Annotated in this window: 9 protein-coding genes and 1 tRNA gene; 3 read left to right on the forward strand and 7 right to left on the reverse strand. The window is 57.9% G+C overall.

Annotated features, from left to right (window positions below):
- Positions 1 to 7: 7 nt before the first annotated feature.
- Complete coding sequence (locus M2416_RS02060) at positions 8 to 913, reverse strand: LysR family transcriptional regulator (protein WP_259221824.1); 906 nt, start codon at positions 911 to 913, stop codon at positions 8 to 10.
- A 114-nt stretch (positions 914 to 1,027) separates the two neighbouring features.
- Between M2416_RS02060 and M2416_RS02065 the strand changes: the two genes are divergently transcribed.
- From M2416_RS02065 to M2416_RS02075, 3 genes are all read left to right on the forward strand, one after another.
- Positions 1,028 to 1,888 (forward strand): pirin family protein, encoded by an 861-nt coding sequence (locus M2416_RS02065; protein ID WP_259221825.1) that lies wholly within the window; start codon positions 1,028 to 1,030, stop codon positions 1,886 to 1,888.
- A 19-nt stretch (positions 1,889 to 1,907) separates the two neighbouring features.
- Positions 1,908 to 2,585 carry an isochorismatase family protein gene (locus M2416_RS02070; protein ID WP_076945177.1) on the forward strand — a complete coding sequence of 226 codons (678 nt, stop codon included), beginning with the start codon at positions 1,908 to 1,910 and terminating at the stop codon, positions 2,583 to 2,585.
- Positions 2,586 to 2,730: 145 nt separating this feature from the next.
- A tRNA-Ser gene (locus M2416_RS02075) sits at positions 2,731 to 2,818 on the forward strand.
- A gap of 189 nt (positions 2,819 to 3,007) precedes the next feature.
- On the opposite strand, the gene M2416_RS02080 is transcribed toward M2416_RS02075, so the two are convergent.
- The 6 genes from M2416_RS02080 to M2416_RS02105 form a co-directional block, all read right to left on the reverse strand.
- Positions 3,008 to 5,155 carry a TonB-dependent receptor family protein gene (locus tag M2416_RS02080; RefSeq protein WP_259221826.1) on the reverse strand — a complete coding sequence of 716 codons (2,148 nt, stop codon included), beginning with the start codon at positions 5,153 to 5,155 and terminating at the stop codon, positions 3,008 to 3,010.
- A gap of 389 nt (positions 5,156 to 5,544) precedes the next feature.
- Positions 5,545 to 7,209, reverse strand: a complete 1,665-nt coding sequence (locus M2416_RS02085) for an HAL/PAL/TAL family ammonia-lyase (RefSeq protein WP_076945175.1) — start codon at positions 7,207 to 7,209, stop codon at positions 5,545 to 5,547.
- Between the two features lie 88 nt (positions 7,210 to 7,297).
- Positions 7,298 to 8,632, reverse strand: a complete 1,335-nt coding sequence (locus M2416_RS02090; protein ID WP_259221827.1) for an MFS transporter — start codon at positions 8,630 to 8,632, stop codon at positions 7,298 to 7,300.
- Positions 8,633 to 8,651: 19 nt separating this feature from the next.
- Positions 8,652 to 10,304, reverse strand: coding sequence for a urocanate hydratase (locus M2416_RS02095; protein WP_259221828.1), 1,653 nt, complete (start codon positions 10,302 to 10,304; stop codon positions 8,652 to 8,654).
- Positions 10,301 to 11,401: a DUF917 domain-containing protein gene (locus M2416_RS02100; protein WP_076945173.1), complete on the reverse strand. Its 1,101-nt coding sequence runs from the start codon at positions 11,399 to 11,401 to the stop codon at positions 10,301 to 10,303. Before M2416_RS02100 ends, M2416_RS02095 begins: the two co-directional genes overlap by 4 nt.
- A 223-nt stretch (positions 11,402 to 11,624) precedes the next feature.
- Positions 11,625 to 12,521, reverse strand: a complete 897-nt coding sequence (locus M2416_RS02105) for a LysR family transcriptional regulator (protein WP_076945172.1) — start codon at positions 12,519 to 12,521, stop codon at positions 11,625 to 11,627.
- Positions 12,522 to 12,534: the final 13 nt, after the last annotated feature.

The following is a 12,534-nucleotide window of genomic DNA, read 5'->3' on the forward strand; positions in this document are numbered from 1 at the left end:
CCCGGCGCTAATCCTCCTCCATCCGCTGATACTCTTCGCTGAGGAAATCCACCAGCGCGCGCACCGACGGCAATAGCCCGCGGCGTGAGGCAAAGACCGCATGAATCACCTCCCGGCGCGGCTGCCACTCGTCAAGTACCACTACCAGCTCACCCGCCGCTAGCCGATCGCGCACCATTAATAGCGGCAGCTGAACAACGCCAATGCCGGCGACCGCCGCTTCGCACAGCGCCAGCATGTCGGTGGTCACCATTCGCGGCGTAAAATAGACCTCCGCGCGAGCGCCCTGCGGACCGCTCAGCTGCCATTTATGCTGATGTTTGCCGGCGGCCAGGCTCAGTCCCGGCCACTCGCTGAGTTCAGACGGCGCCTGCGGCTGCCCCATGCGCGCCACCAGCGCCGGGCTGGCAAACAGCCGGTGCCCGCGATCGGCCAGCACCCGCATCACCAGATCGCTATCATCGAAGGGCCGCGGCCGCACGCGAATAGCCACGTCAACCCCCTCACCGACCACATCAACCCGCCGGTTGGTTGCCTCCAGATGCACGTTCACCCCCGGATAGCGCTGCATAAAGCGCGCCAGCATCGGGCCAATATGCACATGCAGGAGGGTAACCGGACAGGTGAGCTTCACGCTGCCGCGCGGCTCAGAACGCAGAGTATCCACCGCCTGCTGCGCCGCCTCGGCCTCGATCAGCATCGCTTTGCAGTGCTGATAAAACGTCTGCCCCACTTCGGTTACCGCGAACTGCCTTGTGGTGCGATGAATCAGGCGCACGCCGAGCCGCTCTTCCAGCTGGGCAATGCGGCGGCTGAGCTTCGATTTAGGCTGATCGAGCGCCCGACCCGCGGCGGCGAATCCGCCATGATCCACCACCTGGACAAACCAGGCTAAGTCGTTGAGATCCTGCATCCTTCCCCCCATCGTTCCATTTTTAGAACAGTATAGGTCATTTTTGCTATCTACCGGGCTATTAGCCGCGCATCTAAGCTTATCGACATCGAAACAACCGTACAGGAGAGAACAATGAAACAGATTACAGGCGTCTATACCGCGCCATCCCCGCACTGGGTGGGTAACGGTTTCCCGGTACGCTCGCTGTTTTCTTATCAAACCCACGGCGAGCAGCTGAGCCCCTTCCTGCTGCTGGATTACGCCGGGCCGCATAGCTTCCCGGCGGGAAGCGGCAAACGCGGCGTTGGCGAGCATCCGCATCGCGGGTTTGAAACCGTAACCGTCGTGTATTCAGGTGAAGTTGAGCACCGCGACTCGACCGGCAAAGGCGGCGTGATTGGCCCCGGCGATGTGCAGTGGATGACGGCGGGCGCCGGGATCCTGCACGAAGAGTTCCACTCGGCGGAATTTACCCGTAGCGGCGGTGAGCTGAAGATGATCCAGCTGTGGGTCAACCTGCCGGCCAAAGACAAAATGGCCGCGCCCGGCTACCAGAGCATCACCGCGGACCTCATTCCCCGCGTCGCGCTGCCGGATAACGCAGGCCACGTTCGGGTCATCGCCGGTGATTATGCCGACGTTTCCGGCCCGGCGCGCACCTTTTCGCCGCTGAACGTCTGGGATATGCAGCTGACGCAGGACCGCGACGTCTCGTTACGCCTGCCTGCCGGCTGGAGCACCGCGCTGGTTGTTCTTGAAGGTGAAATCAGCGTTAACGGCGCTGAAAATGCGCGCGAAGGGCAGCTGGTGGTGTTGAGTCAGCAGGGTGAAACGCTGCACCTGAGCGCTACCGCTGATGCCAAAGTCCTGCTACTGGCCGGCGAACCGCTGGGTGAGCCTATCGTCGGCTATGGCCCATTTGTCATGAACAGCAAAACGCAAATCGCCGAAGCGGTGCGCGATTTTAATAGCGGCCGCTTTGGCCAAATCTGACGCTACAGAGGTACAAAAAATGTCTACTCCAGCTAATTTTAACGGGTCTCGCCCGGTGATTGACGTAAACGACAGCGCCATGCTGCTGATTGACCATCAGAGCGGCCTGTTCCAGACCGTTGGCGATATGCCCATGCCGGAACTGCGCGCCCGGGCCGCCGCGTTGGCGAAGATGGCCTCCCTTGCAGGGATCCCGGTCATCACCACCGCCTCGGTACCGCAGGGGCCTAATGGTCCGCTGATCCCTGAGATCCATGAGAATGCGCCGCATGCTCACTATATTGCGCGCAAGGGTGAAATTAACGCCTGGGATAACCCGGATTTCGTGGCGGCAGTGAAGGCCACCGGGCGCAAAACGCTGATTATCGCGGGCACCATTACCAGCGTGTGCATGGCGTTTCCGTCTATTGCGGCCGTCGCCGATGGCTATAAGGTCTTCGCGGTTATCGACGCTTCAGGCACCTACAGCAAGATGGCGCAGGAGATAACGCTGGCTCGCGTCGTTCAGGCCGGCGTCATCCCGATGGATACCGCCGCGGTGGCATCCGAGCTGCAGCGGACCTGGAACCGTCCCGACGCCGCCGAGTGGGCCGAGGTTTATACTAAAGTGTTCCCGGCCTATCAGCTGCTGATTGAGAGCTACGCCAAAGCACAGGACGTGGTGAAGAACGGCGAACAGCTTGATTCACAGCGTTAAAGCCACCGCCCCGGCGTTTTTTGCCGGGGCGGTGTTCATTGCTTGAGCGAACGGTAAGGAAAGAATAAATACTGCTTGACCGTTTTAGCGCAACTCCCTATAGTACCGCCCCGTTGCCCACCCAAGGTGTGCAGCGAAACAATATGGTGAGGTGTCCGAGTGGCTGAAGGAGCACGCCTGGAAAGTGTGTATACGGCAACGTATCGAGGGTTCGAACCCCTCTCTCACCGCCATATTTGAAGAAGAGCTCGTACGCAAGTACGGGCTTTTTTTTCGCCTGTGACCCGTCCTGAATAGCGTTGACACATTTTACTCACACACTGAGGAAGATGTGATGAACCATTATGTTAAGCGCACATAACGCGATGACCCTCTATTAGCCGCTTCGCGGTGTATCAAATACACCGCGAAGATGAGCACTTTTAGAATGCCAGTGACGCCTGAACAAAGAACGTTCTCGGCTCGCCAACATATTTCCCGTAGTTATTATCCGTTGAACGCGTGTAGTAGCGCTGATCGAAAAGGTTTTTAATCCCGGCGCCCAGTTTCAAATTTGACCATGACGGCCCCATGTCATATTCGCCGCGCATATTCCACACCATATAGCCCGCAATATTGCCGTACTGGCCATCATCACTCTCCTGAGTGATATAACCGTTGCCGGCATCAGACGACCCCGGAGAATGCTGGCGCGATTGCGAATAGCCATCAACGTTCCACACCCAGCTGCCCGTTGCATAGCGGGAGCCCACCGTCAGCACCTGACGGGAATAGAACGGCAGATCTTTACCCGAAAACTCTCCGCTAACGGATACGGCGCGCGTATAGGTATAGGTGGAATAGAGGCTGAGCCCATCCAGACTATGCGCCAGTTCGCTGAGATCGTAGTTCAGAGCCAGCTCGACGCCTTGATGTTTGGTCGCGCCCAGCGTGGTCCAGCCGATGGTGTTGTTGATGTACTGCAGCTGATTATCAAAATCAATGTAGAAAGCCGTCAGCTCCGCTTTAAGTACGGAATCGTCATAGCGGGTACCGACCTCATAGGTGTGCGCTTTTTCAGGCTGCAGGCCAGGAGCCGGCTGGCCGTGATTCCCCCCGCGCGTTAGCTGGAAATACTGCAAACTGCCGAAAGAAGTATTGGCGTTAGCAAACAGCTTCCAGCTGTCGGACAGGTGGTACATCACGTTGATCGAAGGCAAAGGTTCGCTATACGATTTTTCTCGTGAAATGTCGGCGAAAGAATCATTTACATGCGTACGGATGCTTTCATAGCGTAGCCCGGGGGTGATGGTCCAGTTACCGACGTTGACGGCATCATCAATATAAAACGCGTTAGCTTCCGTACCGCCGGAAGTATGCTGGTAGTAGTTCTCTTTTGAATTCGGTGCGGAGGTGGTGGTGGTCGGATCGTACCAGTCAGAGCGATAGCCTTTTTCATCCGAGGTCTCATTCAGATAACGGTAGCCCAGGGTTATCTCATGAGCCATATCCCAGAAGCGGAACAGATGTGAATACGTCGGCTCGATAGCCCAGGTCGTATAGTGACGCGGCGCTGCCGCCAGGCGGCTCTGTCCTGTCTGCGCCCCGGTGCCGTCGGTCTGAATATCGCTGGTACGGAAACTTTTCGTGAAATAGGTCAGCACTTCAAACTGGCTATCCTCTTCCTGATGGCGATATTTGAAAGACATATCCTGACGGCGCCCCGCAAACTGATCGAAGGGTCGTACGGACTGGAAGGGATTTTGCTGATACTGCTCTTTCGTCAGGCCGCCGGGCATACCTGCGGAGGCGTTATAGTAATGAAAGTTACCCGTCAGTTCGTCCTTCGGGGTAAAACGATAACGCGTTTTCAGCATAAAATCGTCAATATCGGTGTTGTCATTGTTTTCTCTGTACCCCTGCCCGTGCAAACCGGAGTACAGCAGCTCAGCCCCCAGACCATTCTCCGCCGTTCCGCCAACGGAAGCGCTGGTCAGCGTTTTTAACCCCCCGTGCGATGCGCCTTCCGTTTGCGCGCTTACCGCGCCGCCGAACTCTTCCGGGATATCCTTCGAGACGAAATTGATCACGCCGCCCACGTTCTGCGGCCCGTAACGGACGGCGCTACCGCCCCGGATCACATCAATGGATTGAATATTGCCCATTGAAAGAGGCGCCATTGACAGCTGCGGCTGGCCGTAAGGGGCAACGGAAAGCGGGACGCCATCCATCATGATGGTAGAACGAGGCGACAGGCGCGATGTCAGACCGCGCACGCCCACGTTCAAGGAGACATCGCTCCCGCCGGTGCCGTTATTCTCCTGAACCTGAACGCCGGGAATACCGCGCAGGGCTTCTGAAATCGTCTCCCCGCCCTTTTCCTTAACCTGCTGCTCCGTCACGATGGTTCTTGCGCCAGGATGATCGAGCACAACCGTGCTGTAATCCGGCGAATCAAGCCAGTTACCCACGACCGTCAGCGTATCCGTACGATCGGTTGACGAAGAGTCATCATTTTTATCAATAGCCAGGGCCGGGAAGGCTAAAACAATAGCGGTAGCAAGCAGCGAGTGCCGGAAGTGACCAGACATGAAAGATCCCCTGTAAAAATAAATATGCTAATTATTAATGATTTAAATTATGAATGGTTTGCATTATGAGAAACGCAATGATAATAATTAGCAATACATGTCAATGTAAACTATTTTTTGAACCGACGGTCGTTTTACACGCCAGCCAGCAGGTCGGGCTGTGTCGCTGCTATTTGGATTGGGAAAATGAGAGAGAAACTTTGGTGGCAGCTGGCGTTAACCGGCTGTATTTACTCTTAGCAGCAAATCTGCAGGCATCCCCCGTCACGGTGACGGATATTGCCGGAATCTGGCTACAGGCCAGGTAGTCGTCGCGTTTTACTCGTTAGCCGGCGCCTCCGGAGAGGCTGCCGGCTCCCGATCATACTGACCGGTCCGCAAGGCGAGCGCTACTTCACCGCCACATCCCGCACATCGAATGTTTTCAGGACCTGGGCCGCAGCGGCAAAGTCCGGGCTAAGCGGGCGATCGCTATCCATAAATTTCACCTGGCGCCTGAGCGCATCGTACAGGGCGCCGGTCGGCGGCGACATCCTGAAGCCGCTGTTCTTCTGCTTACGCAGATCGATAGCCTGCGCGTCATGCACCAGCAAAATCCCCAAAAGCTGATAGCTGTTATCGATTTGCTGCTGCAGGCGCTGCGCGACTTCCGGCGCATTCGTCGCGATATCCTCAATATCGCCAGCGACCGGCATAAAGTCCATCGACACCGGCATGGCCAGCTCTTTGTTACGCATCGCCAGCGACATCACCGGTTTTTCCATCGCCCCAAAGGCGTGAACGGTATTGTCCGTGCCGAGGAAACGCGTCAGTCCGGTAAACGACGGGTTATTGAGCTTCACGACCTGCTGCGCGTTGGCCAACGCGCTATGGGCCAGCGCCAGGCTCAGCTGTTCAAAGGAGATGACCCACGGCAAAGGTTCAAAGTTGGCGGTTGGCAAAACGGCGCCTTTCACCCCGTTTTGATCCACATAGCCCAGCCGATCCTGCGGGCGGTCCGACGGAGCGGAAACGCCGATCGCGACGCCGGGGTTATCGTCCGAACTGTTGAGCTGCACCAGCAGCTGGTCCCAGGCCTGCTGGTAGCTACGCTGCAGCTCGGCCAGTAAATAGACGCCGGAGCGGAAGCTCAGCGGATCCTGCAGCGGGCGGCTGTCGTCATGCTCCCACAGGCTGGAGCCGGCAAGCAGCGTGCGCAGATGACTGCCCATCGCCACCACCTCCGGGTAGGGGCGCAGCGCCAGCGTATTCTCGAGGAAAGGCGAAACGTTGCCGTTTAACGCCTCAAGGCTGGTGGCATAAATCAGAGAATTAAGCGGCAGCAGATGAGCCAGCGAATTCAGCGCCAGCGCGCCGCTGGAGGCCGAATAAGCGTTGGAGCTCAGGATGGATAGCGCATCTTTGGCATAAGGCACCACCGCCGACGTTTTGCTGCGCTCCAGCGCGACCTTAGCCGGAACCTTTTTCCCCTGGTAGTAGACATCGCCTTCGCCGATCATCGCCAGCCCGATATGGCTGATAATGGTGATATCCCCCTCGCCAATAGAGCCTTCGCTCGGGATAACCGGCGTGATGCCTTTATTGAGGAAGTCGACGTACGCGTCAATCACCTCCGGCTGCACGCCCCCGCCGCCGGTCAACAGCGTGTTTAGGCGGGTTACCATCGTTGCCCGGGCGATACGCTGGCTCATCGGCTCGCCGATAGCGCCCGAATGGGCATGTAGCAGGCCGACGTTGAATTTCTTCGACGCGGCGATCACCTCATCGGTCAGCTTACCGTGGACGTCGACCATCGGCCGGTCCTTATTAAGACCGACGCCGACCGTTAGACCATAGATTTTTTGCCCATTCTGCGCCGCCTCAATCAGCACCTGGTGGGCCTTTTCCACCCGCGCCGTGGCCGCAGGAGAGATCGCCACGGCTTCGCCGTCCGCCACGCTGGCAATAATTGCTGGCGTAATCGAGTGTCCATCCAGAGTGACCGCGGATAAACCTACCTTGCTGTAGCTCAGAGTGAGCAGTGCAATCATCAAAAGCGACAATTTTGCTGACATAGATCCAACCCTCTTATTATTTATGCTGTCATGTTAATCAGGCAATCTTATTGAAATTAAATAACTTTGTTTTATAGCCACTCGCCGATCAGCGTTTTTTTTCCTTTTGCCGCTCGATCCTGAGCAACGCAACCATCGCCAGCACGCTGGCGATCATCACGTACCACGCCGGCGCAAAGCGCGTCCCGGTATTCTCAGTCAGCCAGGTCAACACCGCCGGCGCAAAGCCGCCAAACAGGGTTACCGCAAGGTTATAAGAAACGGACATGCCGCTGGCACGAACGTCGGTGGGGAAAAGCTCGGACAGCGCCAGGGGGGCCACGCCGACGAACAGCGAGACCAGGATGCAGAACAGGCTTTGCACCACAATCAGCGTCAGCGTGGTATGCGAAGCGTCGAGCAGCAGCAGCAGCGGATAGCTGCAGATAAGCAGCAGGCCGGCGCCGATCATCAGCAGCTTATGCGTGCCGATACGATCGGAGTAAGTGCCAGCGGCGACGCAGCACACCACCATAAAGCAGTTGCCAATCAGCGCCGCGAGGAACGCCTGGTGGCTCTCAAAATGCAGCTGGCGCTGAACGTAAATCGGCATGTAGATAATCAGCGCGTAGACGCTAACGGCCCACAGTATCGATAGCCCGGTACCGAGCAACACCGCGTTGCCGTGCGCTTTAAAAAGCTGCAGCAGGGGCATTTCCGGCCTGACCTTCTCCACCTTGCGGCGGGCCTGCTCCTCAATAAAGAGCGGCGTTTCCTCCAGTGTTTTACGCATCCACAAACCGATAGGCGCGATGGAGAGGCCAATAATGAACGGAATGCGCCAGCCCCAGTCACCGATCTGTTCGTGGCTGAGGGTCAGGGTCACCACCGTGGCCACCAGCGCGCCAAAGATATTGGAGATCCCCATGCTGGCCTGCAGCCAGGAGGCGTACTGGCCCTTTTTCTCGGCCGGCGCATGTTCGACCAAAAAGGCCGCCGCGCCGCCCACTTCGCCCCCGGCGGAGAAGCCCTGCAGCACCCGACCGCACAGAATCAGCAGCGGCGCGCCAATGCCGATCGCACTGTAGGGCGGAGCAAAGGCGATGATCGCCGTGCCCACGGCCATGGTCATAATGGTCAGCGTCAGGGCGGCCTTGCGCCCTACCCGATCGCCATAGACGCCGATGACCAACGCCCCCAGAGGCCGAATCACAAAACCGAGACCGAAAGCTAAAAACGCCTCAAACAGCTGCGCCCCGGCATCCTGCTGATGGAAAAAGTTCTGCGCGATATAGACCGCGAAAAAGGCATAGATTGAAAAGTCATACCATTCCAGCGCATTACCTATTGATGCCGCAGCAATCGCTTTATACCCCTTGCTGCGCGGCTCCGGTACCGACCGGATAGCCTCGGCGCTCAGGGGGGAAGTCGTGGTTTTTGTCATAATGACCTCATACGCAGGGCTAGCCGGCCGCAGATAAATTGATATAAGAGATTGATTTTTCTTTTACTTCATCCAGGGACTCCTGATAACCCGCGTCGGCATAGCGCATCACGCCGGTACTGGTATCATTGGTCATGGAGAGCTGCAGGCGCTGCGCCGCGGCGTCTGAACCGTCGGCCACCACCGTCACGCCGGAGCTGGTCATATAGCCGCTATACCCGCCGCCGCCGGAGTGAATCGCCACCAGATCGGCCATCGACGCGCAGTTCACCAGGGCGTTGAGCAGCGGCCAGTCGGCGATAGCGTCCGAGCCATCCTTCATCTTCTCGGTCATGATATTGGGATGCGCCATCGCCCCGGCGTCGAGATGGTCGCGAGTGAAGGCAATCGGCCCGCTCAGGCGGCCGTCGGCCACCATGCGGTTCACCTCCAGCGCCAGCTCCGTTCGTTCGCCGTGGCCAAGCCAGGCAATACGCGCAGGCAGACCTTCGAACGGCACCTTCTCGCGGGCCAGGCGGATCCAGTTGCTGACGATTTGGTTGTCGGCAAAGCGCGTCAGCAGATAATCGTCGATGACCCTGATGTCGTCGCGATTATTGGACAGCGCTATCCAGCGGAAGGGGCCGATAGCGCGGCAGAACAGCGGGCGCAGGAAGGCCTCGGTAAAAATCGGGATCTCAAAGGCGCGCTCAACCCCTCCCTGACAGGCATGGGTACGAATAAGGTTGCCGTTATCAAACACCACGGCGCCGCGATCCATAAATCCGAGCATGGCGGTGACGTGCCGGACGATCGAGCGGCGGCCGGCATCCATCAGCACGTCGATATCCTTTTCACGCTGGGCGACAACCTGCTCCGGAGAGTAGCCGGAAGGCACGTAGCCGTAGACTAAATCATGGGCCGCGGTCTGGTCGGTGACGATATCGGGAGTGATGCCTTTGGCTAAAATAGCCGGAAAAACGTCGGCGGCATTGCCCAGTAAGCCAACGGAGACGGGCTGCCGATTGGTCTGCGCATCGCTGATAAGGGTGAGCGCATGTTCAAGGTCCCGCGCCTGATGCTGCAGAAAGCCGTTTTTCAACCGCTTGTCGATGCTCTTTTGGTTGACCTCTACCGTGAGGATCGCGGCCCCGGCCATGGTGCCGGCCAGCGGCTGCGCCCCGCCCATCCCCCCTAAACCGGCGGTCAGAATAAAGCGCCCGCGCAGATCGTTATCAAAGTCGCGTTCGGCAATGCGGGAAAAAATCTCATAGGTCCCCTGAATGACGCCCTGCGAGCCGATATACTGCCAGTCGCCGGCGGTTAGGCCGCCCCAGCAGATCAGATTGTCCTTCTCCCAGCGATAGAAGTTGTCCGCTTTGGCCCACTGGCCGACCATATTGCAGTTCGCCATAATCACCAGCGGAGCGTTGGCGTGGGTTTGCAGCAGGCCAATCGGCTTGCCGGACTGCACCAGTAGGGTTTGGTCTTCGCGCATGGTTTTCAGCGCCTGCACGATGGCGTCGTGCGACGGCCAGTCGCGCGCGGCGCGGCCTAGCGCGGCGTAGACCACCAGCTCGTCAGGGTTTTCCCCCACCGCCAGCACGTTTTCCAGAAGGCGAAGCAGGGCTTCCTGACGCCAGCCGAGGCAGCGAAGCTGGGTACCCGAGGTCACGCTATAGCTCTTTTTCATTTTGCGACTCCCTGCTGAATATGGCTGAACAGCTCGATCCCCAGGATCTTCTCAACGGCAGGATAAACCGCCGGATCGGTAACGGAGGAAGAGAGCGGAATTTGGCTATGGTGCTGGTGAAAAATAACGATTTCGAGGCCCGGCTTCAGCTGCCCGGCGCTGACCGGGTTGCCCTGCATATCCAGCGTGGTGATGACGTCCGGATAGGTGGCCATGCGCTGGCCGTGGCGATCCTCCACCGCCATATGTTCATTCATCACGTGGATGCGGCGCAGGTTTTCGCCCTCGCCGACGTCGATAACGCCGACGTCAAAGGCCTCACTGGTATATTGCAGCGTGGTTTGCGTCACTTTCCCGCTGCCGATGATCTGCCCGCCGGTGTGGTTGCATATCGCATCGATGACCGCGCTGCCGCCCTTTTTACCGGCGGCGATAATGGTTTCGCCAAGGGAAATGGCGCGGCTGATACCGCCATGCGCGGCGTGCTGGCGCACGTAGGCGCCGCGAATCGGGTTACGACAGCTGGCGATGAAGCCCCCGGACATGTCCGAGGCTTTACGCAATATGGGGGAGACTTTGGCGGTGGCGCCTTTAACGACCAGTTCAATATAGGCATGATTCTTTCGATTGCCGCCCACCGCCGCCTGAATCATCGGCTCGCTGCTGGAAGCAAGGCCCAGCGAGCCCATATCGCCGGTGGGATGGGCGCGCAGATCCCCCACCGCATCGACCACTTTGGTGCCGAGAATGGCGGACGGCAGCCAGCCGTTTAGCGTACTGGACATCCCGTTTTGCCCGATAATCAGGCCATAAATGGGCTCACCCAGCTCTTTTTGCACCAGCTGGACGGCCTTAACATAATCTATCCCGAGCATTTCCCAGTCGGTCAGCCCGCCGGGGGCGCCAATCGCCGCGGCGGTGGCAATCCAGGCGCTATCGTCGACCTCATCCATGGTGACCAGCTCGGGGCGGCCAACGGTGACCGCCATTCTGCCTAACTCCAGCCCGTGTTCGACCCAACCGCCGCCGCCGCAGGCAAACACTGAACCACCCTTAACGGCAGCTTCGACGTCAGCCAGTGTTAAAATTCGACCCATTGCTATTCCTCCAGAAGTACAGAACTCGTAAGCAGGCGCTAAAGTGCATAATTAATGAATAATCATCGCGGCCCTGGTTCGATACTAGAGGGCGGAATGTCAAAATGTCATATTACTTTTTGGCCACAGCGTATAACACAATGTTAACGATCAAAAAAAGCCACCGCGCGCTAATTTGCGCGAAGAGAAGTTAGGCATTTTCGGCGCCGATGGAGGCGACGAGCTATCTCGACCAGTGAACCTGAATCGACTCCAGCGTGCTGATAAATTCCTGAGCCAGCCGCGAAAGTGGTTCGTACATGCCGTGGATAATGCTGATTGGCGTTTTAGCCGTTGGTGAGAGAGGACGAAAGACGACGTTGGTCCATACCGGGCCACTGGCGGTAATCTCATCGATCAGCGCGATGCCCACCCCCGCCTGAACCAGGGCGCAGGCCACATGAATCTGCTGTGATTCAACGATTGGCCGGACAACAATGCCTTCATCATTAAAGAGTTGTCTGACTATCTGCCCGATAGGGATATCAGAGCCGTAGCCAATAAACGGCTGACCAACCAGATCTTCGACATTGATCGTATTTTTGGCGGTCAGCGGATGCGTCGCCGGAAGCGCAACGACCAGATGATTTTCATATAACACCCGGGACTGCACGTTTGGGTGGCCCTCATGGAGGAAGGCAATCCCCAGCTCAACCTGCTGGGTCAGCACCGCCTGCATTAACACGTCGGGGATCATGGTATGCAGAATCACCCGGGTATCGGGCAGCGTACGGTGAAATTTGGCAATAGCGTTGGGTATTAACCCCTGCCCGAGGCTGGGGCTACAGGCAATCCGCAGATGGCCCATGCGGTTTTGAATCAGGTCCTCAGCAACCTCATTAACGCGCTGCACGCCGAGATAGACCGAGTTGACTTCAATAAAGAGGTGCCGCGCCTCTGGCGTTGGATAAAGCCGCCCTTTTATCCGTTCAAACAGCGATAGCCCCAGCCGCTGTTCGGTATAGCCGATGAGGCGGGAAACGGCCGGCTGCGAAACGTGCAGCAGCTTTGCCGCGCCGCTGATGGAACCCGTCAGCATAATGGCGCGAAAAACTTCAATTTGTTTGAGATTTAAGCGCATTCAATTCCCTTAA

Origin of the sequence: Klebsiella sp. BIGb0132, from assembly GCF_024810075.1 — a bacterium.
In the GTDB taxonomy this organism is placed as follows: Bacteria; Pseudomonadota; Gammaproteobacteria; order Enterobacterales; family Enterobacteriaceae; genus Klebsiella; species Klebsiella terrigena.